Source organism: Pseudomonas sp. LM13 (genome assembly GCF_041381355.1).
Taxonomy (GTDB): Bacteria; Pseudomonadota; Gammaproteobacteria; order Pseudomonadales; family Pseudomonadaceae; genus Stutzerimonas; species Stutzerimonas frequens.
In genome coordinates, this window is sequence record NZ_JACBXH010000002.1 from 65,834 (window position 1) to 90,185 (window position 24,352).

Genomic DNA, 24,352 nt, shown 5'->3' on the forward strand with positions numbered 1-24,352 from the left:
CAATCGCAGATGTCGTGGTGCTCGCCGATATCGGCGAAGCGCCGCGATCAGACGATGCCGGTAGCGTAGTACACGCCGATCACGAAGAAGGCCGCAGTCGTGGCGATCAGGGTGATGGCGAAGATGTCCTTGTAGGATTCGCGGTGGGTCAGTCCGGTGACCGCCAGCAAGGTGATCACCGCGCCGTTGTGCGGCAGGGTGTCGAGCCCGCCGGAGGCCATCGAGGCGACCCGGTGCAGCACCTCCAGCGGAATCTGCGCGGCGTTGGCGGCGGCCACGAAGCTGTCGGCCATCGCGGCCAGGGCGATGCTCATGCCGCCTGAGGCCGAACCGGTGATGCCGGCGAGCAGGTTGACGGTGATCGCTTCGTTGATCAGCGGATTAGGAATCGCCGAGAGCGCATCGGCCACCACGATGAAGCCCGGCAGCGAGGCGATCACCGCGCCGAAGCCGAATTCCGACGCGGTGTTCATCGCCGCCAGCAGCGAACCACCGACCGCCGTGCGACTGCCCTCGGCGAGCTTGCCGCGCAGGGTGCCGAAGCTGGTCGCCAGTACCAGAGCGATGCCCAGCAGCAGCGCGGCCTCCACCGCCCAGATCGCGGTGAGCTTGCCCACCTCGGTGACCAGCGGAGCGCTCATGCCGGGCAGCTGCAGCGTGTGGCTGGCGCCGTAGAACTCGGGAATCCAGCGGGTGAACAGGAGGTTGGCGACCAGCACCAGCAGCAGCGGCGACAGCGCCAGCCAGGGGGTGGGCAGGGCGATGTCGGCGGGGGTCTCCGGCTCGTTGCGCAGGTTGGTGCCGTAGCCTTCGCCGGCGGCAATGGCCTTGCCGAGCTGCCACTTGAGATAGAGCATGCCCAGGCCGAACACGAAGACCGTGCCGATCAGGCCGAGCCAGGGTGCGGCCCAGGTGTTGGTATTGAAGAAGGTGGTGGGGATGATGTTCTGGATCTGCGGCGTGCCGGGAATGGCGGTCATGGTGAAGGTGAACGCGCCGAGGGCAATGGTCGCCGGGATCAGCCGCTTGGGCATGTTGCTCTGGCGGAACATCTCGGCAGCGAACGGGTACACCGCGAACACCACGACGAACAGCGACACGCCGCCGTAGGTCAGCAGCGCGCACACCAGCACGATCACCAGCATGGCCTGGCTGGTGCCGAGCAGGCGGATCGCCGCGGCGACGATGGAACGCGAGAAGCCGGACATCTCGATCAGCTTGCCGAACACCGCACCGAGCAGGAACACCGGGAAGTACAGCTTGATGAAGCCGACCATCTTCTCCATGAAGATGCCGGTGAAGGCCGGCGCCACGGCGGACGGGTCGGTGAGCAGCACCGCGCCCATGGCGGCGATGGGGGCGAAGAGGATGACGCTGTAGCCGCGGTAGGCGGCGAGCATCAGCAGGGCCAATGCAGCAAGGGCGATGATGACGCTCATCGGGGACGATCTCCTGGCCCCGTGCGGCACGACCGAACGCTGCCGAGGGCATTCGGGGACTCGCTGCTGCACGGCAGGCGCATTGTTTTTCTTGTTTCGGCTGCGGACAGGCCGCACGGTGATTTAGCGAGTTCCGTGCCAGATACGCAACTCGCTGATTTGCATGGTGTTTATCTTGAGTGTCCAGATAGTTGGACGGCGCTTGTGTCTTGCATCCTGGACAGCGCGGTCCAGCATTCCGGACAGCGTCGCCGTCCGGAATGCTCTGGCCTCAGGTCAGGAAATAGAGCCCGCCGGCGATCACCACGCCGGAGAACACCAGGCAGAGCAGGCAGTAGCCCATTATGTCGCGCGCACCGAGCCCGGCGATGCCGAGCAGCGGCAGGGCCCAGAACGGCTGGATCATGTTGGTCCAGGCATCGCCCCAGGCGATCGCCATGGCCGTGACTTCCGGCGCCACGCCCAGCGCCGCGCCGGCCGGCAGCATGATCGGCCCCTGCACCGCCCATTGGCCGCCGCCGGAGGGCACGAAGACGTTGACCAGGCCGGCACTGAGAAAGGCCAGCACCGGGAAGCTCTCGGTCGTCGACCAGGTGACGAAGGTGTCGGTGACCTGGCGGCCGAGCGATACGCCGGCCGCATTGGCGCCGACCATCATGCCCATGATCCCGGCGTAGAAGGGGAACTGCACGACGATGCCGGCGATGCCGCGGATGCTTTCCTCGATGGCGCGCATGTAGCGCTCCGGCGTGCCGTGCATCAGCAGGCCGGCGAAGAGGAAGATCGAGATCACGATGTTCAGGCTCAGCGCCAGGCCGTTCTCGCTGAAGTGCCGGTAGAAGAACAGCACCGCCAGCGCGACCATGATCAGACCGAGGATGCGGCTGTCGTCCAAACGCTGGGTAGCGGTTTCCCGTGGGATGTCGCTCGGCTGGGGCTCCTCCAGCAGCGCCGGGTCGACCACTTTCGGCGTCTTCGGCTGCATCGCCCAGTTCAGCAGCGGCAGGCCCACCACCAGCACGGCGATGATGATCAGGTTGTAGGAAGCGAACAGCGTCTGGCCAACGCCGATGGCCTCGGTCAGCGCGCCGCCGGTCATCTTCTGCAGATCGGCCCCGCCGCTGGCCAGCGACAGCGGAATCGAGCCGGAAAAGCCGCCGTGCCAGATCAGAAAGCCTGAATAGGCCGAGGCCACCAGCAGCGGGTAGTCGACGCCGCGCACCTGGCGGGCCAGCGCGCGGGCGAACACCGCGCCGATCACCAGGCCGAAGCCCCAGTTGATCCAGGAACCGGCCAGCGCCACCAGGGTCACCAGGATGATGGCCTGGCCCGGAGACTGCGGGATGCGCGCCATGCGGTCGAGCAGGTGGTTGATTGCCGGCGCCCGTGCCAGGGCATGGCCGGTGACCAGGATCAGCGACATCTGCATGGTGAAGGCCAGCAGGTTCCAGAAGCCGTTGCCCCAGTGCTGCGCCATCGCCGGCAGGCCCTGACCGGTGCTGAGCATGGCGGCGATCAGCACGATCAGCGTGAGCAGGATGGCGAAGACGAAGGGCGAGGGCAGGAAGCGTTGCACCAGGTAGACGCTGGCGGCGGTTATTCTGTTGAGCACGTGGGGTTCTCCCTTGTTGTCGTTATGGGCCGCGACGGGCGGCGCTTCGCTTATGAGTGCGGCCGGGGCTGGCTGTTCCGCCGTACCCGGTCTCAGGAGATTGCTTTATGCGTATTGCGTTGCTGCTATCGCTGATGGCCGTCGCGACCACCGCCCAGCCCGCCGAGCCGTTGCGGCTGGAGGTTGGCGGGCATCAAGTGCAGGCCGAATATGCGGATACCTTCCTGCAGCGCCAGCGTGGCCTGATGGGGCGCACCGAACTCGCTGCGGACAGCGGCATGCTGTTTCGCTTCGACGAGGTGCGGCGGCACTGTCTATGGATGAAGGACACGCCGTTGCCGTTGTCGGCGGCGTTTCTCGATGAGGACGGGGCGATCGTCGATGTGATCGATCTGGAACCGCTGAGCACGGACGTGCGCTGCTCCAAGAAGCCGGCACGCTATGCTCTGGAAATGCATCAGGGCTGGTTCGAAGCGCAGGGTATTCGCGTGGGGGATCGGCTGACAGGGTTGCCCGAAGCCTGGCCGCCTGCTGACGGCTGACCCCGGGTCAGTCGTGACCCGGGTTGCGCCTCTGGTGTTCAGTATCGGAATTGTCCGACCAGTGTTTGCAGGCCCGCCGCCAGATGAGCGAGCTGGCTGCTGGCCTGGGCGGTTTGACCGGCGGACTCGGTCACGCGGTCAGCTACCTGATTGATGTTCACCACGTTCTGGCTGATTTCGTCGGCCACCACACTCTGCTGTTCCGCGGCGCTGGCGATCTGGGTGTTCATGTCATTGATGCTGGTGACCGCCCCGGTGATGCCGGTCAGCGATACACCAGCCTGCTGGGCCTGGCGCACGCTGGTCTCGACCTGAGCGCGGCCCTGCAGCATCACCGCGGAGGAGTCGCGCGCACCGGCCTGCAGCCGTTCGATCACCTGCTGGATTTCAACCGTCGACTGCTGGGTGCGCGAGGCGAGCGTGCGAACCTCGTCCGCCACCACGGCGAAGCCGCGGCCCTGTTCGCCGGCTCGGGCCGCCTCGATGGCAGCGTTCAGCGCCAGCAGGTTGGTCTGCTCGGCGACGCCGCGAATCACGTCCAGCACGGCGCTGATGCTCTGGCTGTCGGCCTCCAGGCGCTGGATGGCGGCAGCGGTACGCTCGACCTCGGCCGAGACGTTTTCGATCGAGCTGACCGTCTGCTGCACCACCTGCTGGCCCTGCTGGCCCTGCTGGGCCTGCTCATCGGCTGCCTGGGCCGATTCGGCCGCTAGTGCGGCGTTACGCGCGACGTCCTGCACGGTGGCGGTCATCTCGTTCATTGCCGTGGCCACCAGCTCGATCTCGTGGCGCTGCTGCGCGACGTCGCGGTTGAATTCTTCGGTGATCGCCGACATTTCCTCGGCCGCGGCGGCCACTTGCGTCGTCGAGCCGGCCACCTCGCTGACCAGCCGGCGCACCTTCTCGGCGAACTGATTGAAGGCTCCGGCCAGTTCGGCAACCTCGTTGCGCCCGCGCTGTTCCAAGCGGCGGGTCAGGTCGCCTTCACCGGCGGCGATGTCGCGCATCGCATCGACCGCGACCCGGATCGGGCTGACGATGCCGCGGGCTACCAGGGCCGCGACCAGCAGGCCGATGGCCAGCGCGATGCCGGCGACGACCAGTGCGGTGTTGCGCATCGAGGCCAGTGCATCGGCATAGCGGGTGCGATCCATCGCCACTTCCAGCACGCCAGCGGCTTGCCGGAGAAGTCCTCGACCGCCGATACCAGGACCGCCACCGGCTGGCCGTCGGCCTCGGCCTGGAAGATGACGTCATTGCCGGCGAGCGCCTGGGCGCGCTGGCCGTCACTGACCAGGGCGCTGCCAAATGTGGTGGCGAAGGGCTTGAAGCTGCCGCTGGCCTCGCGCAGCACCAGGCCGACGTCGACGTGGTAGCGCGCCTTGAAGGCGTCGAAGAACGCCTGGCCAAAGGACAGGCCGAACTCCACCGAGCCGACTGGTCGACCCTGATGGCTGATCGGCACCAGCCCGCGAATGCCCAGGCCGGCGACGCCGGACTCGACGCCACGCACCGGCGTCTGGCGGGCGTTGGTGTCGACGATGGTCTGGCGGATCGCGGAAAGATCGTCACCGAACTGCGCCGGCTTGTGCACGCGCAGGAAGGACGTTGCCGGTGCCTTGTGGAACTGGAATTGGGTCAGGCCATAGTCGTTCGCCAGCTTCATATAGCCCGGCACGAACAGCGCCGAGAGCCGTTCACGGTCATCGTCGGCCATCGCCTGCTGCACCTCGGGAATGCTCGCCACCAGGGCGGCGAGGCGCTCGGCGGTGAGGCTTTCCGCGGCGATCGTGGTGCTGACGTTGTCGAAGATGCCACGCAGTTCGCGGCGCTCGGCGTCGGCCAGCAGGCTCTCGAAGCGGCTGAAGAACAGGGCGGTAAGAATCGTCACGGTGGCGATCAGCAGCAGCACGATACTGATCGCGATGCGCTGTCCGATGCGGATATTGGCGAGCATGCTCTGGAACTCCCGGCAGTAGGAATGGCTGCCGATGGGCAATGGATGGTGGGGGCGTCGACGAGAATGCCTGGTGCGATAGGCACCGCCCGTAATATCGACCGGCGGGGCCTGGTTCTTAAATCTTTCCTGCAAGCGGGAGCGGGGCGCTCAATCCAGCGGCAACTCCGTGGTCCGCTTCACCTCGCTCATGGCGATGTGCGAGTGCGCCTCCTGCACATGCGGCCGCTGCAGCAGCTGGTCACGCAGGAAGCGCTCGTAGCTGTCGATGTCCCGAGCCACCACCTTGAGCAGGTAATCCGATTCACCGGCCATGGTGTGGCACTCCAGCACCTCGGGGTAACCCACCACGGCCTGCTCGAACTCGTCGAGGTTGCTGCGCCCGTGGGCCGAGAGCTTGATGTTGACGAACACCGTCATGTTCAACCCGAGCTTCTTCGGGTTGAGCAGGGCGACCTTGCGCTCGATCAGCCCTTCCTCCTGCATGCGATGGATGCGTCGCCAGCAGGGCGATTGCGACAGCTCGACCTTCTCGGCTATTTCCGCGGCGGACAGATCGGCGTTGTGCTGCAGCAGCAGGAGGATCTTGCGATCGATGCTGCTCAGAGGTGTGGACTGCATGGTCGTTCCTGTTTTGTTGTTGTTTGCGAATGGGTCATGCACAGAACCGCTGTTCTACCGCAAAAGTAGAAAGAAAATCTCTGCGCGTCACGGCCAGACTGTTAATCGACACGCGACGGTGGGGTGATCCCCTGCCGATTGCCGGCGTGGAGAGACAACCGTGCGGTTTCTCCATGACTGCGTCAGGCGGGTAGCGAACAACGCTGCCCTGACTCCGATAACAACAAATTAGGAGCGCCCCATGTCTCTGGCCGAGATCCGTCTGGACGACAAGTACCGGCTTGCTACCGGTCATCTGTACCTCACCGGCACCCAGGCGCTGACCCGCTTGCCGATGCTGCAGCATCAGCGTGATCAGGCCCGTGGTTTGAACACCGGTGGCTTCATCTCCGGCTATCGCGGCTCGCCACTGGGCGGGCTGGACAAGAGCCTCTGGGAGGCCCGCGACTACCTCAAGCAACACGCCATCCATTTCCAGCCGGGCGTCAACGAAGAGCTGGCCGCCACCGCGGTGTGGGGCAGCCAGCAGACCAATCTGTTCCCCGGCGCCAAGTACGACGGCGTGTTCGCCATGTGGTACGGCAAGGGCCCGGGCGTCGACCGCGCCGGCGACGTGTTCAAGCACGGCAATGCGGCAGGTGTTGCACCCAACGGCGGCGTGCTGCTGCTGGCGGGTGACGACCATGGCTGCAAGTCCTCGACGCTGCCGCACCAGAGCGAGCATGCCTTCATCGCCGCCTCGATTCCGGTGCTGAATCCGGCCAACGTTCAGGAAATCCTCGACTACGGCATTATTGGCTGGGAACTGTCGCGCTACTCCGCCTGCTGGGTGGCGCTGAAGACCATCGCCGAGAACGTCGATTCCTCCGCCGTGGTGGAAGTCGACCCGCTGCGCGTGCAGACGCGTATCCCGGACGATTTCGAGCTGCCCGAGGACGGCGTGCACATCCGCTGGCCGGACCCGCCGCTGGCTCAGGAAAAGCGCCTGAACCTGTACAAGATCTACGCCGCACGCGCCTTCGCCCGGGCCAACAACCTGAACCGGGTGATGCTCGATTCGCCGAACCCGCGGCTTGGCATCATCACCACCGGCAAGTCCTATCTCGACGTGCGTCAGGCGCTGGACGACCTGGGCCTGGACGAAGCGCTGTGCGCCTCGGTCGGCCTGCGGGTGCTCAAGGTCGGCATGAGCTGGCCGCTGGAACCGGTCTCGGTGCACGAGTTCGCCCAGGGGCTGGACGAGATTCTGGTGGTCGAGGAGAAGCGCAGCATCATCGAGGACCAGCTCACCGGGCAGCTCTACAACTGGCCCGTGAGCAAGCGTCCGCGGGTGGTTGGCGAGTTCGACGAGCAGGGCAACTCGCTGCTGCCGAACCTCTCCGAGCTGACCCCGGCGATGATCGCCCGGGTGATCGCCAAGCGCCTCGCGCCGATCTACACCAGCGACAGCATCCAGACCCGCCTGGCCTTCCTCGATGCCAAGGAAAAGGCCCTGGCCGCGCGCAGCTACAGCACCGTGCGCGCGCCGCACTACTGCTCCGGCTGCCCGCACAACACCTCCACCAAGGTGCCCGAGGGCAGTCGCGCTTCGGCCGGCATCGGCTGTCACTACATGGTGCAGTGGATGGACCGGCGCACCGAGACCTTTACCCAGATGGGCGGCGAGGGAGTCAACTGGATCGGCCAGGCGCCGTTCACCGACACCCCGCACATGTTCCAGAACCTCGGCGACGGCACCTACTTCCACTCCGGCAGCCTGGCGGTGCGTGCGGCAGTGGCGGCCGGTGTCAACGTTACCTTCAAGATTCTCTACAACGACGCCGTGGCCATGACCGGTGGCCAGCCCATCGACGGCGAGCTGCGCGTCGACCAGCTCAGCCGGCAGATCTTCCACGAGGGCGTCAAGCGCATCGCCCTGGTCAGCGACGAGCCGGACAAGTACCCGACCCGCGATAGCTTCGCGCCGATCACCAGCTTCCACCATCGCCGCGAACTGGATGCGGTGCAGCGTGAGCTGCGCGAATTCAAGGGCGTCTCGGTGATCATCTACGACCAGACCTGTGCCACCGAGAAGCGTCGTCGGCGCAAGCGCGGCAAGCTGGAAGACCCGGCCAAGCGCGTGTTCATCAATCCCGCCGTGTGCGAGGGTTGCGGCGACTGCGGCGAGAAGTCCAACTGCCTGTCGGTGCTGCCGAAGGAAACCGAGCTGGGCCGCAAGCGCGAGATCGACCAGAACGCCTGCAACAAGGACTACTCCTGCGTCGAAGGCTTCTGCCCGAGCTTCGTCACCGTGCATGGCGGCGGGTTGCGCAAGCCCGAAGCCGTGGCTGGCGGTATCGAGGCGGCGACCTTGCCCGAGCCGCAGCACCCGTCGCTGGAGCGGCCATGGAACGTGCTGATCCCCGGCGTTGGCGGCAGCGGCGTGACCACCCTTGGCGCGCTGCTCGGCATGGCCGCGCACCTGGAAGGCAAGGGCTGCACCGTGCTCGACCAGGCCGGTCTGGCGCAGAAATTCGGCCCGGTGACCACTCACGTGCGCATCGCCGCGAAGCAGAGCGACATCTACGCGGTGCGTATCGCCGCCGGTGAAGCCGACCTGCTGCTGGGCTGCGACCTGATCGTCGCGGCGGGCGATGAATCGCTGACCCGCCTCAACGAGCAGATCAGCAATGCCGTAGTGAACAGCCACGAGTCCGCCACCGCCGAGTTCACTCGCAACCCGGACGCCCAGGTGCCCGGCGCGGCCATGCGCCAGGCGATCAGCGACGCGGTCGGCGCCGACAAGACCCACTTCGTCGATGCCACCCGCCTGGCCACGCGGCTCTTGGGCGACAGCATCGCCACCAACCTGTTCCTGCTCGGCTTCGCCTATCAGCAGGGACTGCTGCCGATCAGCGCCGAGGCCATCGAGAAGGCCATCGAACTCAATGGCGTTGCCGCCAAGCTGAATCTGCAGGCCTTCCGCTGGGGCCGCCGTGCGGTGCTCGAACGCGAAGCGGTGGAAGGTCTGGCGCGCCCAGTCGAAGCCGCCGAACCACTCTGTAAAACCCTGGAAGAGATCGTCGACTGGCGCGTGGACTTCCTTACCCGCTACCAGAACGCCGGGCTGGCGCGCCGCTATCGCCAGCTGGTCGAGCGCGTGCGCGATGCCGATACGGCGGACGATCTGGCGCTGTCCAAGGCCGTCGCCCGCTACTACTTCAAGCTCCTGGCCTACAAGGACGAGTACGAGGTGGCGCGGCTCTACAGCGAGCCGGAATTCCGCCAGCAGCTCCAGGCGCAGTTCGAGGGCGACTACAAGCTGCAGTTCCACCTCGCCCCGGCCTGGCTGGCCAAGCGTGACGCGGTTACCGGCGAGCCGCGCAAGCGCGAGCTGGGGCCGTGGATGCTCAATGTGTTCGGCGTGCTGGCCAAGTTCCGCTTCCTGCGTGGCACGCCCCTGGACCCGTTCGGCTATGGCCACGACCGCCGCGTCGAACGCCAGTTGATCAGCGAGTACGAGAAGACCGTGGACGAGCTGCTGGTCCAGCTCAAGCCGACCAACTACCGCACCGCCGTGGCCATCGCCGCGCTGCCGGAGCAGATCCGCGGCTATGGCCCGGTGAAGGAGCGTTCCATTGCCAAGGCCCGCCAGCAGGAGAAGTTGCTCCGCGAGCAGATGGCCAAAGGCGACGAGGTGCAGAGCGTACGGCTGTTCCAGCCGGCGGCCTGAGCGCCCCGGCGCTGGGTGCTCGTCGAGTCGGGCAGCGTTGTTCGGTGGGCTAAAGCCCACCCTACAGAACCGCCCGCGGCGACGAAGAGGCACTCGTAGGGTGGGCTTCAGCCCACCGGCAGGGCACGCAGCAGCGGCCCGTCACCCTGTTCGCCCAGGGCTAGATGAACCCGCCGGGCCCATCGCCCAGTGATATCGAACAAGCAGGCCCTGTCCGTGACAGGCCACCAGACAAACAAGAACGAGGTAACCAAATGTCCGTCTTCGCTCACCCCGACTTCGACCGCCACGAGCAAGTGGTCTTCTGCCATGACCAGGCGTCGGGTCTGAAAGCCATCATCGCCATCCACGACACGCGCCTCGGGCCGGCGCTGGGTGGCTGCCGGATGTTCCCCTATGCCAGTGACGACGAGGCCCTGCGCGATGTGCTGCGGCTGTCGCGCGGGATGACGCTGAAATCCTCACTCGCCGGGCTCAAGCTCGGCGGCGGCAAGGCGGTGATCATCGGCGACCCGCATACCGGCAAGAGCCAGGCGCTGCTGCACGCCATGGGCGACTTCGTCGACAGCCTCGGCGGGCGCTACATCACCGCCGCCGACTCCGGCACCGGCGATGCCGAAATGCAGTCCTTCGCCCAGCGCACCCGCCATGTGGTCGGCGCCACGCCACGCACCCTGCTCGACGGCAGCGTCGCCAGCGGCGACCCGTCGCCGTCTACCGCCTACGGCGTCTTCGTCGGCCTCAAGGAAGCGGTGCGCCAGCGCCTCGGTCGCGACGAGCTGACCGGGCTGAAGGTGGCGATCCAGGGCGTCGGCCATGTCGGCCTGGGGCTGGCGCGGCACCTGAAAGCGGCGGGCGCCGAACTGTGGGTGGCGGACATCTTCGATGCCAACGTCAAGCAGGCAATGGACGAGCTGGGAGCCAACGTGGTGCGCCCGCAGGACATCTACGGTCTCGATGTTGACGTCTTCGCGCCCTGCGCCATGGGCGGCATCCTCAACGAGCAGACCCTGGAGGTGCTGCGTGCCCCGGTGATCGCCGGTGCGGCCAACAACCAGCTGGCCAGCGCCGAGATCGGCGTCGAACTGCAGCGGCGCAACCAGCTCTACGCGCCGGACTACGCAATCAACGCCGGCGGCATCATCGACGTCTACTACCAGCGCAACGGCGGCAGCGCCGCACAGATCGATGCCCATGTGAACGCCATCGCCGGCACGCTGCGCGAGATTTTCGAGCGGGCCGCCGCCAGTGGCGAGTGCACCTCGGTGATCGCTGACCGCCTGGCGCTCGAGCGCTTGCAGGCCGGCGGCGCGCCGCAGGTCGCGACGCTGCAGCGGCAGGCTTCATGACGGCACATGGCCGGTCGCCCGAGCGCGCCGGCCTTCGCTGAGCGGGGCGGCGGGCTCTGATCGCCAGCGCCGTGCCCGCTCCGTTCGTTCGCACCATCCCTGACAAAAACAACAAGCAGGAATCCGCAATGACCGATAAAACCAGCCTCGCGGCCGGCACCTTCGCCGGCGCGCGCGCACGCATCCAGGACAACGCCAGCCGAGGCCTGTGGTCCTCCCGCTGGGTGTTCTTCCTCGCCGCCACCGGCTCCGCTGTGGGCCTGGGTAATATCTGGAAATTCCCCTACGTGACCGGGCAGAACGGCGGCGGCGCCTTCGTGCTGGTCTATCTCGCCTGCATTCTCCTGATCGGCATTCCGCTGCTGATGACCGAAGTGATGATCGGCCGTCGCGGCCGGGCGAACCCCGATGGCGCCGTGGCGCGGCTGGCGCGCGAGGCCGGGGCCAGTTCGCGCTGGCGCGTGGTGGGCTGGCTCGGCGGGCTGACCGGCTTTCTGATTCTGAGTTTCTATCTGGTGGTGGCCGGCTGGGCGCTGGCCTATGTGCCGGCGACCTTCAGCGGCGGCTTCACCGGGGTCAGCGGCGAGGCCAGTGGTGAGCTGTTTGGTGCGCTATTGGCGGACCCGCTGCGTCTGGTGGTCTGTGCCACGTTGGTGCTGGCGGCGACCATGCTGATCGTCGGTTTCGGCGTGCGCGGCGGGCTGGAGCGATCGCTGCGCTTTCTGATGCCCGGGCTGTTCGTGCTGATGCTGGTGCTGGTGGTCTACGCCGCCATTGAGGGCGAGTTCGCCCAGGCGCTGCAGTTCCTCTTCGTGCCGGACTTCTCCGCGCTGACCGCGCAGAGCGTGCTGGTCGCGCTCGGCCATGCCTTCTTCACCCTGAGCCTGGGCTGCGGCGCGATGATGGTTTACGGCTCCTATCTGCCGGAAGGCACCTCGATCGCCAAGACCTCGATTCTGGTGGCGCTGGCCGATACCGCGGTGGCGCTGCTGGCCGGCCTGGCGATCTTCCCGCTGGTGTTCGGCAACGCGCTGGAGCCGGGGGCCGGGCCGGGGTTGATCTTCGTCACCCTGCCGATCGCCTTTGGCCAGATGCCGCTGGGGCAGGTCGTGGGCGGGCTGTTCTTCGTGATGCTGGTGATTGCCGCGCTGACGTCGGCCATTTCGCTCTCCGAGCCGAGCATCGCCTGGCTCACCGAGCGCTTTCGCATCAGCCGGACCAAGGCCGTGCTGGGCAGCGGCCTGGTGCTCTGGCTGCTGAGCCTGGGCAGCGTGTTCTCGTTCAACCACTGGGCGGACTACCAGCTGTTCGGCAAGACCTTCTTCGACAGCCTGGACTACCTGACCACCAATTGGCTGATGCCGCTGGGCGGGCTGGGCACGGTGCTGTTCACCGGCTGGGTGCTGCAGCGTCACGTGGTCAGCGAGGCCATCGGCATTCGCAACGCCGGGCTGTTCCAGGCCTGGTGGAAGCTGCTGCGCTACGGCACGCCGGTGGCCATCGTGCTGGTATTCCTCAACCTGCTCGGGCTGATCTAGCGCGACCTCGGTCGTCCGTGCAGAACGCGCCGGTGGGCTGAAGCCCATCCCGCAAGCATGCTGCGGGCTTCTCAGGAAGTCCTTTTGGTGGGCTCAGGTCCATCCATCGAGGCCGACGCCGGCCTTGGTGGTGGGCTTCAGCTCACCTTTTTTATGCGCGATGCCATTGCGCCAGATGACATGTGCGGCAGGTTGTCGCACCAGGCTGTCAGCTTTTCGTTACGCCTGGCAAGCCGCCGAGCCAGGCTTTTCAGCGAAGAACGCACTGTAAGGAAAACCTGACAGCGGGGATGGCGCCAGCCGCTTTCCGTGCCCGTAAACAGCATTGTTCGCCGCCCTGGCCTGGGGTGTGATGGGGCCAGCCAAGCCGTGCAACGGCAGTCCTCACAACAATCAGGAGGCGATATGAACGCCGTGAACAAGATCGAACAGCACAACCCCATCGGCACCGACGGCTTCGAGTTCGTCGAATTCACCGCGCCGAATGCCGAGGGCATCGAGCAGCTGCGCACGCTGTTCACCCAGATGGGCTTTACCGAAACCGCCAAGCACCGCTCCAAGGAGGTCTGGCTGTTCCAGCAGCACGACATCAACATCGTGCTCAACGGCAGCCCCACCGGGCATGTGCGCGAGTTCGGCGAGAAGCACGGCCCGAGCGCCTGCGCCATGGCCTTCCGGGTGAAGAATGCCGAGCAGGCCGCTGCCTACGTCCAATCGCAGGGCGCCAAGCTGGTCGGCAGCCACGCCAACTTCGGCGAGCTGAACATCCCCTGCGTCGAAGGCATCGGCGGCTCGCTGCTGTATCTCGTCGACCGCTACGGCGACAAGAGCATCTACGACGTCGACTTCGAGTACATCGAAGGGCGCACGCCGAACGACAATGCCGTCGGCCTGATGTGTATCGATCACCTGACCCACAACGTCAAGCGCGGGCAGATGGATGTCTGGTCCGGTTTCTACGAGCGCATCGCCAATTTCCGCGAGATTCGCTACTTCGACATCGAGGGCAAGCTGACCGGCCTGTTCTCCCGTGCCATGACCGCGCCCTGCGGCAAGATCCGCATCCCGATCAACGAGTCGGCCGACGACAAGTCGCAGATCGAGGAATTCATCCGCGAGTACCACGGCGAGGGCATCCAGCACATCGCGCTGTCCACCGACGACATCTACGAGACCGTCCGCCGCCTGCGCGCCAACGGCGTGGACTTCATGACCACCCCGGACACCTACTACGAGAAGGTCGATACCCGCGTCGCCGGCCACGGCGAGCCGCTCGACCAACTGCGCGAGCTGAACCTGCTGATCGACGGTGCGCCCGGCGACGACGGCATCCTCCTGCAGATCTTCACCAACACGGTGATCGGCCCGATCTTCTTCGAAATCATCCAGCGCAAGGGCAACCAGGGCTTCGGCGAAGGCAATTTCAAGGCGCTGTTCGAATCCATCGAGGAAGACCAGCTGCGTCGGGGTGTGATCAAGGCGGGCGAGTAAGTCCGGCGTCAGGGTGGGCTGCGTAGGGTGGATGTCGCGAAGCACATCCACGCGTTTCGGTCGGCCGACATGAGCGCATGGCTGACACAGACGCGTGGAAGATGCTTCGCAGTCTTCCACCCTACGCGACATCCACCCTCCGCACTGGCACCCACCGCTTCGCCATTCAGATCACGCGGTATCACGAGGAGAGGCACATGAGCCGCAAATGGATCAGTTTCCCCATCCGCGAGGGTGAGAGTTCGCGTCAGGCGCACTGCGATTTTCCGCAGGGCACCTACGAGCGCGAAATGGGCCGCGAAGGCTTCTTCGGCCCGGCTTCGCACCTGCATCACAAGCATCCGCCGACCGGCTGGATCGACTGGGAAGGCCCGCTGCGCCCGCACGCCTTCAACTTCAATCACATCCCCAGCGAAGGCGACTGCCCGCTGCAGGCGCCGCTGGCGCTGCACAATGCCGACGTCAAGCTGCGCCTGTGGAAGACCAACGGCGCCATGCGCCACCTGGTGCGCAACGGTGACGGTGACGAACTGCTGTTCATCCATGAGGGCGCCGGGCATCTGTACTGCGACTTCGGCCACCTGGAATTCCGCGACGGCGATTACCTGATGATCCCGCGCGGCACCGCCTGGCGCATCGAGGCGACGCAGCCGGTGTTCATGCTGCTGATCGAGAACACCGACGGCGCCTACCAGCTGCCGGAAAAAGGCCTGGTCGGCCCGCATGCCATCTTCGACGCCGCGGTGCTCGACCATCCGCGGCTGGACGACGCCTTCCGCGCGCAGCAGGACGAGAACCCCTGGCAGATCCGCATCAAGCGGCGAGAGCAGATCACCACCGTGACCTACCCGTACAACCCGCTGGACGTGGTCGGCTGGCACGGCGACAACACCGTGGTACGGCTCAACTGGCGCGACATCCGCCCGCTGATGAGCCATCGCTACCACCTGCCGCCGTCGGCGCACACCACCTTCGTCGCCAACGGTTTCGTGGTCTGCACCTTCACGCCGCGGCCGGTGGAATCCGATCCGGGTGCGCTGAAGGTGCCGTTCTTCCACAACAACGATGACTATGACGAAGTGCTGTTCTACCACCGCGGCAACTTCTTCAGCCGCGACAACATCGAGCAGGGCATGGTGACCTTCCACCCCTGCGGCTTCCCCCACGGGCCGCACCCGAAGGCGCTGAACAAGGCCAGCACCGACCCGGCGACCTTTGCCGACGAGGTGGCGGTGATGATCGACACCCGCCGCGCGCTGGAAGTCGGCGAGGCCGCCGCAGCCGTCGATGTCCCCGAATACGTCAACTCCTGGCGTGCGCCGGGCAAGGAATCCTGATGAAACTCGCAACCCTCAACCAGGGCCGCGACGGCGTGCTCGTCGTCGTTTCCCGTGATCTCGCCCTGGCGGTGAAAGTGCCACAGATCGCCGCCACGCTGCAGGCCGCGCTGGATGACTGGAACTACTGCAAGCCGAAGCTGGAAGCGGTCTACCAGCGCCTCAACGACGGGCTGGAGGACGGCGCATTCGCCTTCGACCAGGCCGCCTGCCACAGCCCGCTGCCACGTGCCTATCACTGGGCGGACGGCAGCGCCTACGTCAACCACGTCGAGCTGGTGCGCAAGGCGCGTGGCGCCGAGATGCCGGAGTCCTTCTGGCACGATCCGCTGATGTACCAGGGCGGCGCCGATGCCTTTATCCCGCCGCACAGCCCGATCCGCCTGGCCGACGAGGCCTGGGGTATCGATCTGGAAGGCGAGCTGGCTGTGATCACCGACGACGTGCCGATGGGTGCGACGCCGGCCGAGGCTGGGTCGCACATCCAGCTGCTGATGCTGGTCAACGACGTGTCGCTGCGCAACCTGATTCCCGGCGAGCTGGCCAAGGGCTTCGGCTTCTACCAGAGCAAGCCGTCGTCGAGCTTCTCGCCGGTGGCGGTGACGCCGGACGAGCTGGGCGAAACCTGGCGCGACGGCAAGGTACACCGGCCTCTGGTCTCGCATATCAACGGTGAGCTGTTCGGCCAGCCGGATGCCGGCACCGACATGACCTTCAACTTCCCGACCCTGGTAGCCCACGCCGCGCGCACCCGTCCGCTGGGCGCCGGGACCATCATCGGCTCGGGCACGGTGTCGAACTACGATCGCAGTGCCGGCTCGTCCTGCCTGGCCGAGAAGCGCATGCTCGAGGTCATCGAGCACGGCGAGGCGAAGACGCCGTTCCTCAAGTTCGGCGACCGGGTGCGCATCGAGATGTTCGACGCCGCCGGGCAGAGCATCTTCGGCGCCATCGATCAGCAGGTCGAGCGCTATGAGCACTGAGCTGACGCTCTACGGCTACTGGCGCTCCAGTGCCGCCTACCGGGTGCGCATCGCGCTGAATCTGAAGGGCCTGGCCTATCGGCAGGTGCCGGTGCATCTGGTCAAGGATGGCGGTCAGCAGCGTGCGGCCGATTACCGCGCCCTCAACCCGCAGCAGCTGGTGCCGTTGCTGGTCGATGAAGCCAACGGTGGCGCGCGCATCAGTCAGTCGCTGGCGATTCTGGAATACCTCGAAGAAGTGTTCCCGGTGCCGGCGCTGCTGCCGGACGATCCGGTTCGCCGCGCCCAGGTGCGCGCACTGGCCATGCACATCGCCTGCGAGATCCATCCGCTGAACAACCTGCGTGTGTTGCAGTACCTCTCCGCCGAACTGGGTGTCGACGACGAGGCCAAGAACGCGTGGTATCAGCACTGGGTCGGTCAGGGGCTCGCCGCCGTGGAAGCGGGCCTGGAATGTTTCGATGGCAGGCTTTCCCTGAACGATCGGCCAGGTTACCTGGAGGCGTGCCTGGTGCCGCAGGTATACAATGCGCGCCGTTTTGCCTGTGACCTCGCGGCGTATCCACGCATTCTCGAGATCGTTGCACGCTGCGAGACGCTTCCGGCCTTCCAGCAGGCCGCGCCGGAGGTGCAGCCCGACGCTCAATGAACGACTGAATCCGCCTTGCACGCCGCCGCGCCCTGCGCGACGGTCCCGATCCCGTCACAGATAACAACAAACAGGTGACGTATGACTCGTGAAAAACCGAAGAACCTCTGGCTCTCGCGCTGGGGTTTCATCCTCGCGGCAACCGGCTCGGCCGTGGGCCTGGGCAACATCTGGAAATTCCCCTACATCACCGGTGAATTCGGCGGTGGTGCCTTCGTATTGATGTACCTGCTGTGCATCCTCGCCATCGGCGTACCGGTGATGATGTGCGAGATCGCCATCGGCCGCCGCGGCCGTGGCAGCCCGATCGACGCCATCGGTCGGGTGGTCCGCGAGAACAACGGCAATTTGTTGTGGAAGGCGGTCGGCGGCATGGCCATGACCGCCGGCTTCCTGATCCTCTGCTTCTATGTGGTGGTCGCCGGCTGGGCCTTCGCCTACACGGTGAAGATGCTCGACGGCTCGCTGGCCGCGACCAGCGTCGAGGCATTGGGCGGCGTGTTCGAGGCACACAACTCCAACCCCTGGCAGCTCGGCGGCTGGAGCCTGCTGGTGGCATTGCTGACGCTGTGGATCGTCGCCAAGGGCGTGCAGAAGGGCATCGAGAACGCGGTGCGCTGGATGATGCCGGGGCTGGCCGTGCTGCTGCTGATCCTCGTGGGTTACGCGGTCACCAGCGGCGGCTTCGATCAGGGCTTCGCCTTCCTGTTCAGCTTCGACACCTCGAAGATCACCGGCGAAGCGCTGCTGGCGGCGCTTGGCCACGCGTTCTTCACCCTCAGCCTGGCTTCCGGTGCGATCCTCACCTACGGCTCGTACATTCCGGATGACCAGTCCATCGCCCGCACCACCTTCATGGTCGCCATCGCCGACACCTGCGTCGCGCTGCTGGCGGGTCTGGCGATCTTCCCGATCATCTTCGCCAACGGCATGGACCCGACTGCCGGCCCGGGCCTGATCTTCATGAGCCTGCCACTGGCCTTCCAGCAGATGCCGTTCGGCACCGCCTTCGGCGTGCTGTTCTTCGCCATGGTATCGATTGCCGCGCTGACCTCGGCGATCTCCATGATCGAGGCCACCGTCGCCTACCTCAACGAGAAGCACGGCATCTCGCGGATCAAGGCGGCAATGGGTTCCGGCGTGGTGCTGCTGGTGATCAGCCTGCTGGCGATGCTCTCGTTCAACCTGATGTCGGGCTGGACGCCGATGGGCAAGAACTTCTTCGACTGGCTGGATTACCTGACGTCGCGCTGGATGATGCCGCTGGGCGGGATCTTCACCGTGCTGCTGGCCGGCTACGCGCTGCGCAGCGAGATCATGCGCGACGAGCTGAACCTGCCGCCGCTGGGCTACGCGTTGTGGCTGTTCATGGTGCGCTACGTCTGCCCGGTGCTGATCCTCATGGTCTTCCTCCATGCCCTTGGCTGGCTGGGCTTCGACCCGCTGCAGCGCTGGTACTGGATCGCCGGAGCGATCGGTGCGCTGGCGGTGCTGGGCGAGATGTTGCGCCCGCGGGTGATGCCGGCGCTGGCCGGGCGCTGACCACGGCGCGGCCCCTTCGCGTGAAGAACGCCAGCCAGCAGGCTGGCGTTTTTTATGGGGAAACATCCGCATTGCGACTAGTAGGTCAAGTTTCTTTGGGAGCGGCCGAAAAAGTGATTGAGATCAAAGGAATGCACAGTGCGCAGGATGCCAGCACCCCGTTCAGTCATTCGGATGCGCCTCAAATGTCTAGTCATCTCAAGTTCAGCCACAAGATTCTGCTGGCCGCCTCGTTAGTGGTGATCGCAACTTTTGCGCTGTTTACCCTCTATAACGATTATCTGCAGCGGAGCGCCATTCGCGCCAACCTCGAAAGCTACCTGGGGGAAATGGGCGAGGTTACCGCCCACAACATTCAGAACTGGCTGTCAGGCCGTATCCTGCTGGTGGAAAGCGCTGCGCAGACCATCGGCCGGGATGACTCGGCAGAGTCTGTTGGCAGTCTGCTCGAACAACGTGCACTGACCTCTACGTTCATGTTCACCTATCTCGGCGGAGCCGATGGCAGCTATATCCTCCGCCCTTACGAGGCCATGCCGGACGACTACGATGCGAGAACTCGCCCCTGGTACAAGGATGCGCTGTCTGCAGATGGCACGACGCTGACCGAACCTTACCTGGATGCCACGCTGAACGAGCTGGTTGTGACAGTCGCAACCCCGGTCAAAAGCGGCCAGGGCGCGACGGGTGTAGTTGGTGGCGACCTAGGCCTGAAAACTCTGGTGGATATGCTCAACGCGCTGGATTTTGATGGCATGGGGTACGCCTTTCTTGTCAGCGGCGACGGCAAGGTGTTGGTCCATCCCGATCAGCAGATGGTCATGAAGTCGCTCCAGGATATTTACCCGCAGAATACGCCGTCGCTCAGTAGTGGCTATGTCGAGGCGCAGCTTGAGGGTAATCCGCGCATCCTCGGCTTCAGCCCAGTCAAGGGCCTGCCTTCGGTGCAGTGGTACGTGGGTATTTCGCTGGATCGTGACAAGGCCTATGCCGCGCTGACCAGTTTCCGCACCACTGCGCTGGTCGCCACGGTTGCCGCCGTGGCGTTCATCCTGCTGCTGCTGGGCATGTTGATTCGTGTGCTGATGCGTCCGCTCACCGACATGGGCCGCGCCATGGCCAACATTGCCGAGGGCGAGGGTGACCTGACCCGGCGCCTCGCCGTGCAGTCCAGAGATGAGTTCGGTCAGCTGGCGACCGCCTTCAACCGCTTCGTCGAGCGTATCCATGAATCGATCCGCGAGGTGTCCTCGGCCACGCTGCAGGTCAACGAAGTGGCACAACGCGTGCTCGGCGCTTCGAACGCATCGATGGCCAACTCCGACGAGCAGGCCAGTCGCACCAACAGCGTGGCGGCTGCGATCAACGAACTTGGCGCCGCCGCCCAGGAGATCGCCCGCAACGCGGCGGATGCCTCGCAGCAGGCCAGCGGCGCGCGGCATCAGTCCGAGGACGGTCGTCAGGTGGTGGAGCAGAACATCGCCGCCATGCGCGAGCTGTCGGCGAAGATCAGTGCTTCCTGTTCGCAGATCGAGGCGCTCAACGCCAAGACCGTGGACATTGGCCAGATTCTCGAGGTGATCAAGGGCATTTCCGAGCAGACCAACCTGCTCGCGCTGAACGCCGCCATCGAAGCCGCACGGGCCGGCGAGGCAGGCCGCGGTTTCGCCGTGGTCGCCGATGAGGTGCGCAACCTGGCGCATCGCACCCAGAGTTCGGCGCAGGAAATCCAGCAGATGATCGAGCAGCTGCAGGTTGGCGCCGGCGCTTCGGTGCAGACCATGACCGAAAGCCAGCGGCAGAGTGAGTCCAGCGTCTCCATCGCCGACCGCGCCGGCGAGCGCCTCGGCGAGGTGACCCAACGCATCGGCGAGATCGACGGCATGAACCAGTCGGTGGCCACCGCCACCGAGGAGCAGACCGCGGTGATCGAGTCGCTGAACATGGACATCACCGAGATCAACACGCTGAACCAGCAAGGTGTTGAGAACCTGCAGTCGACCCTGCGGGCTTGTGGTGACCTGGACCAGCAGGCGCGCCGGCTGAAGCAACTGGTGGACAGCTTCCGTATCTGACCAGAACGGGTTTTTAGAGGGCGCTTCGGCGCCCTTTTTCATGGATGTGTTTTGGCAGCGGAGCAATGTGCCCGCGGCGGCAGTCTCACCTGTTCACGTCGCGCTTCACCAAGGAGGCTCCATGAAAATTCTCATCGTGCTTACGTCCCACGCCCAGCTGGGTGACACCGGCAAAAAGACCGGCTTCTGGCTGGAGGAGTTCGCCGCGCCGTACTACGTCTTCAAGGATGCCGGAGCGCAGGTGGTGCTCGCCTCGCCCGAGGGTGGCGAGCCGCCGCTCGACCCGAAGAGCGACCAGCCCGACGCCCAGACCGAAGCCACCGAGCGCTTCAACGGGGACGGCGAGGCGCAGACGCTGCTGGCCAACACCTATCGGCTGGATCAGGTCTCGGCCGAGGATTTCGATGCGGTGTTCTACCCCGGTGGCCATGGCCCGCTGTGGGACCTGGTGAACAACCCGACGTCCATCGCCCTGCTCGAGTCCTTCGTCAAGTCAGACAAGCCGATAGGCGCGGTCTGCCACGCACCGGCGGCGCTGACCGAGGTGCGCGGCAAGGATGGCGAGTATCTGGTCAAGGGCAAGCGCGTCACCGGCTTTACCAATGGCGAGGAAGCGGCGGTGGAACTCACCAAGGTGGTGCCGTTCCTGCTCGAGGACCGCCTGCGCGAGCGCGGCGGGCAGTACAGCAAGGGCGCCGACTGGACACCCTATGTGCAGGTCGATGGGCTGCTGGTGACGGGGCAGAATCCGGCGTCATCCGAGGCGGCCGCGCAGGAGCTGCTCAAGCTGCTGCGCGCGGGTTAGACGTCAGCGCGGCCAGGCGAGCCGTTCCGCCTGGCCGCAACTTTCGAACAGCGGCCGGCTGAACAGGTAGCCCTGCATCAGATGGATGCCCAGATCGAACAGCGCGCTGCATTCGTCGGCGGTCTCGACGCCTTCGCCGATCACCTTGATACCCAATTCCTCACACATCCCCACCGTCGCCCGGACGATGGCCTGACGCGTGCGGCTCTGGTCGATGCCGCGGATCAGGTCCATGTCCAGCTTGATGATGTCCGGCTGAAAATCGGCCAGCAGGTTGAGCCCGGCGAAGCCCGCACCGAAGTCGTCGATGGCAGTGAGAAAGCCGATGCGCTGGTATTCGCGGAAGACTTCGGTCAGCCACTTGCCATCGTTGACGCGCTCGCCTTCGACGGTCTCGAAGATGATCTGCTCGACCGGAAAGTCGTGGGCGCGGGCGGCTTCCAGCGTCGAGCGTATGCACAGCTCGGGGCGGTAGATCGCGTTGGGCATGAAATTGATCGACAGCTTGCTCTGCATGCCTAGCCTGGACGCGGTCTTGATCGCCTTGACCCGGCCGGCCTGATCGAAACGGAAGCGATTCTGCTCGGTGACCTGCGACAGCACGGTGGGGGCTGGTTCGCCGCCGACGCCGCGGACCAACGCCTCATGGGCGAAGATCTGCCGGTCGTGCAGATCGATGATCGGCTGGAAGGCGTAGCTGAAGCCGAAGCCCAGACGTTCGCCACTGGCGCAACTGGGGCAGGCGCCGTGCTCGGCGGCGCCGTGGCATGGATAGGCGTCTGGGGCAGGGTTGTCGCTGGTGTTGCTCGAACTCATGGGCGCACTCGATTGGGGCCGGTGGATAGCAGGTTAACGGCTGCGCTGGCGGCGGCTGAAGTCCGCCGGTCAGACAGGGTGCGTGGGCGCCGGGTCCGTCGGCGGTCTGGGCGTCGCACCCAACTCGTCGATCAGGCTGCGCGTGGCGAAGTCAGCCGCATCGGTGAAGGGGTTCAGCACGCGGGCGACGCCGGCCGCGTCCAGCGCCCTGCCATGCTGGTCGTCGCGCACCACGCCAGCGATCTTCCCTTTGAAACCAGCATGCTTGAGCGCGTGCAGGAAGGCACGGTTGGATTCCCACTGCGGGAAGCTGGTGACCACCCATTCGGCATGCTGCAGCGGCAGTGATTCGAGAAAGCTCGGGTCCTCGCCATCGCCGAAACGCACCGGCGGCTTGCTGCGGCGCAGCGTGCGCACCGCCTCGGGGTCGAAATCCACACCGAGCACCGGCATCCGCGCCGCCGCCAGCTGTTGCAACAGGCGCGAGCCATAACGGCCCAGGCCGAAGACGATGATGCGCGGATGGCCCTGTGGCCTGCCCTGGGCCTCCACTTCCAGTTCGCGATAGGGACGCTTGCGCTCGAACAGGCCGAGCCAGGGCGCCAGGTGTTCATAGAGCGGCTGCGAGAAGAGGATCATGTAGGTCGAGAGCATGATGGTCACCAAGCCGACCAGCGTGGTGAGCCCCAGCGCCTCCGGCCCGATATGGCCGAGGGTGATGCCCATGGCGACGAAGACGATGGAGAACTCGCTGATCTGCGCCACGGTCAGCCCGGCGAGAAAGCCGGTGCGCTTGCGATAACCCATGTAGCCCATGATCGCCATGACGATCAGCGGATTGCCGATCAGTACGAACAGCGCCAGTACGATGGCCGGCAGGATCTCGTTGCCGAGGGTAGAAAAGTCCAGCTTGCCGCCCAGATCGATGAAGAAGAACAGCAGCATGAAGTCGCGGATGCCGGTCAGGCGCGCGTTCATCGCCTCGCGGTAGGCCGTCGAGGCCAGCTAAAATCCGGCGACGAAGGCGCCGGCCTCCTTGCTGAAACCGCTGTACTCGCCCAGCGCGGCCAGCCCGGTGCCCCGGCGATGGCGAAGATCAGCAGCAGCTCCTGCGAGCGCGCCATGCGGCTGACCAGGGTCGGCAGTACGTAGCGCATCAGCACGTACATCAGCACGGCCGCAGCCGCCAGACGCAGCAGCAACGAGCCGGAGACCTCAGCCCAGCCTGCATCACCGGCACCGCGCAGGGCGCTCATGGTCATCATCGCCAGCACCACGGCGAGGTCCTGAACGATCAGGAAGCCGACGGCGATGCGCCCGTGCAGCGAGTCCAGTTCGTGTTTGTCCGAGAGCAGCTTGACGATGATGATGGTACTGGAAAAGGTCAACGCAACCGCGATGTAGAGCGCCTCCATCGCGCTCTTGCCCATCAGCAGCGTGAGCGCGAAGCCGAAGATGATGGTGAAGGTCGGCTGGCCCAGCCCTGTGGCCAGCGCCACCGGCCCGATATTGCGGATATGCGCGAGGTCCAGCTTGAGCCCGACCACGAACAGCAGCACCGCGACGCCGATCTCGGCCAGCAGATGGATCTGATCCTCGGCGTTGACCGGGCCGAATACCGCCGGACCAAGCAGGATGCCGACCACGATATAGGAAATCAGCAGCGGCTGGCGCAGGCTCAGGGCAATGGCGCCGACCGCTGCCGAGATGATCAGCAGCAGGGCGAATTCGGCGAAGGGGCCGTGGGCGAGCAGCGCTTCCATCAGGGTCTCCGTGCGGTTGAGTGCCGGCGCCGCGGCGCTGTGCCTATCCTGCGGCAGGCGTTGCCCAGCTACCAGCGCGGCAGCGTATGAAACTGTGACAGCAAGGCATCGCATGGCGCGC

19 protein-coding genes are annotated in these 24,352 nt (G+C 65.6%); 11 read left to right on the top strand and 8 right to left on the bottom strand.

Annotated features, from left to right (window positions below; all coding sequences use genetic code 11):
- Positions 1 to 47 precede the first annotated feature (47 nt).
- Entirely contained in the window at positions 48 to 1,439 is a 1,392-nt protein-coding gene (locus HZR81_RS03080) for a GntP family permease (RefSeq protein WP_500127294.1), read from the bottom strand.
- Between the two features lie 271 nt (positions 1,440 to 1,710).
- Complete coding sequence (locus HZR81_RS03085) at positions 1,711 to 3,051, bottom strand: short-chain fatty acid transporter (protein WP_161611465.1); 1,341 nt, start codon at positions 3,049 to 3,051, stop codon at positions 1,711 to 1,713.
- A 107-nt stretch (positions 3,052 to 3,158) separates the two neighbouring features.
- Here HZR81_RS03085 and HZR81_RS03090 point away from each other — a divergent pair, with 107 nt between their 5' ends.
- Positions 3,159 to 3,593: a DUF192 domain-containing protein gene (locus HZR81_RS03090; RefSeq protein ID WP_500127295.1), complete on the top strand. Its 435-nt coding sequence runs from the start codon at positions 3,159 to 3,161 to the stop codon at positions 3,591 to 3,593.
- A gap of 38 nt (positions 3,594 to 3,631) precedes the next feature.
- On the opposite strand, the gene HZR81_RS03095 is transcribed toward HZR81_RS03090, so the two are convergent.
- The 3 genes from HZR81_RS03095 to HZR81_RS03105 form a co-directional block, all read right to left on the bottom strand.
- Positions 3,632 to 4,747, bottom strand: a complete 1,116-nt coding sequence (locus HZR81_RS03095; protein ID WP_500127296.1) for a methyl-accepting chemotaxis protein — start codon at positions 4,745 to 4,747, stop codon at positions 3,632 to 3,634.
- On the bottom strand, positions 4,642 to 5,550 hold the full coding sequence (locus HZR81_RS03100) for a cache domain-containing protein (protein ID WP_500127297.1): 909 nt from the start codon (positions 5,548 to 5,550) through the stop codon (positions 4,642 to 4,644). The genes HZR81_RS03095 and HZR81_RS03100 overlap by 106 nt, the downstream gene beginning before the upstream one ends.
- Before the next feature lie 150 nt (positions 5,551 to 5,700).
- Entirely contained in the window at positions 5,701 to 6,171 is a 471-nt protein-coding gene (locus HZR81_RS03105) for an Lrp/AsnC family transcriptional regulator (protein ID WP_125869407.1), read from the bottom strand.
- 241 nt (positions 6,172 to 6,412) lie between these two features.
- Here HZR81_RS03105 and HZR81_RS03110 point away from each other — a divergent pair, with 241 nt between their 5' ends.
- The 10 genes from HZR81_RS03110 to HZR81_RS03155 all read left to right on the top strand — a co-directional run bounded on the left by HZR81_RS03110 (position 6,413) and on the right by HZR81_RS03155 (position 21,652).
- The gene (locus HZR81_RS03110; protein ID WP_500127298.1) at positions 6,413 to 9,883 is read left to right on the top strand and encodes an indolepyruvate ferredoxin oxidoreductase family protein; all 3,471 of its coding nucleotides are present in this window, start codon (positions 6,413 to 6,415) and stop codon (positions 9,881 to 9,883) included.
- A 254-nt stretch (positions 9,884 to 10,137) separates the two neighbouring features.
- Positions 10,138 to 11,232, top strand: coding sequence for a Glu/Leu/Phe/Val dehydrogenase dimerization domain-containing protein (locus tag HZR81_RS03115; protein ID WP_500127299.1), 1,095 nt, complete (start codon positions 10,138 to 10,140; stop codon positions 11,230 to 11,232).
- Between the two features lie 128 nt (positions 11,233 to 11,360).
- A complete protein-coding gene (locus HZR81_RS03120; RefSeq protein ID WP_500127300.1) occupies positions 11,361 to 12,770 on the top strand; it encodes a sodium-dependent transporter in 1,410 nt (469 codons plus the stop codon).
- Positions 12,771 to 13,175: 405 nt separating this feature from the next.
- Entirely contained in the window at positions 13,176 to 14,261 is a 1,086-nt protein-coding gene (gene hppD / locus HZR81_RS03125) for a 4-hydroxyphenylpyruvate dioxygenase (RefSeq protein WP_500127301.1), read from the top strand.
- Positions 14,262 to 14,458: 197 nt separating this feature from the next.
- Positions 14,459 to 15,598 (top strand): homogentisate 1,2-dioxygenase, encoded by a 1,140-nt coding sequence (locus tag HZR81_RS03130; RefSeq protein ID WP_500127302.1) that lies wholly within the window; start codon positions 14,459 to 14,461, stop codon positions 15,596 to 15,598.
- Positions 15,598 to 16,581: a fumarylacetoacetate hydrolase family protein gene (locus tag HZR81_RS03135; RefSeq protein WP_500127303.1), complete on the top strand. Its 984-nt coding sequence runs from the start codon at positions 15,598 to 15,600 to the stop codon at positions 16,579 to 16,581. Before HZR81_RS03130 ends, HZR81_RS03135 begins: the two co-directional genes overlap by 1 nt.
- The gene (gene maiA, locus HZR81_RS03140) at positions 16,571 to 17,230 is read left to right on the top strand and encodes a maleylacetoacetate isomerase (RefSeq protein ID WP_042924629.1); all 660 of its coding nucleotides are present in this window, start codon (positions 16,571 to 16,573) and stop codon (positions 17,228 to 17,230) included. The genes HZR81_RS03135 and maiA overlap by 11 nt, the downstream gene beginning before the upstream one ends.
- An 81-nt stretch (positions 17,231 to 17,311) precedes the next feature.
- Positions 17,312 to 18,772 (top strand): sodium-dependent transporter, encoded by a 1,461-nt coding sequence (locus HZR81_RS03145; protein ID WP_500127304.1) that lies wholly within the window; start codon positions 17,312 to 17,314, stop codon positions 18,770 to 18,772.
- Between the two features lie 185 nt (positions 18,773 to 18,957).
- Positions 18,958 to 20,847: a methyl-accepting chemotaxis protein gene (locus HZR81_RS03150; RefSeq protein ID WP_500127305.1), complete on the top strand. Its 1,890-nt coding sequence runs from the start codon at positions 18,958 to 18,960 to the stop codon at positions 20,845 to 20,847.
- Between the two features lie 121 nt (positions 20,848 to 20,968).
- Positions 20,969 to 21,652: a type 1 glutamine amidotransferase domain-containing protein gene (locus HZR81_RS03155; RefSeq protein WP_500127306.1), complete on the top strand. Its 684-nt coding sequence runs from the start codon at positions 20,969 to 20,971 to the stop codon at positions 21,650 to 21,652.
- 3 nt (positions 21,653 to 21,655) lie between these two features.
- Here the strand turns inward: HZR81_RS03155 and rimA are convergent, their stop codons facing one another.
- From rimA to HZR81_RS03170, 3 genes are all read right to left on the bottom strand, one after another.
- Positions 21,656 to 22,468 (bottom strand): S6 modification regulatory phosphodiesterase RimA, encoded by an 813-nt coding sequence (gene rimA, locus HZR81_RS03160; protein WP_500127307.1) that lies wholly within the window; start codon positions 22,466 to 22,468, stop codon positions 21,656 to 21,658.
- 69 nt (positions 22,469 to 22,537) lie between these two features.
- Positions 22,538 to 23,446: an NAD-binding protein gene (locus HZR81_RS03165; protein WP_500127308.1), complete on the bottom strand. Its 909-nt coding sequence runs from the start codon at positions 23,444 to 23,446 to the stop codon at positions 22,538 to 22,540.
- Positions 23,443 to 24,231 carry a cation:proton antiporter domain-containing protein gene (locus tag HZR81_RS03170; RefSeq protein ID WP_500127309.1) on the bottom strand — a complete coding sequence of 263 codons (789 nt, stop codon included), beginning with the start codon at positions 24,229 to 24,231 and terminating at the stop codon, positions 23,443 to 23,445. Before HZR81_RS03170 ends, HZR81_RS03165 begins: the two co-directional genes overlap by 4 nt.
- Between the last annotated feature and the right edge of the window lie 121 nt (positions 24,232 to 24,352).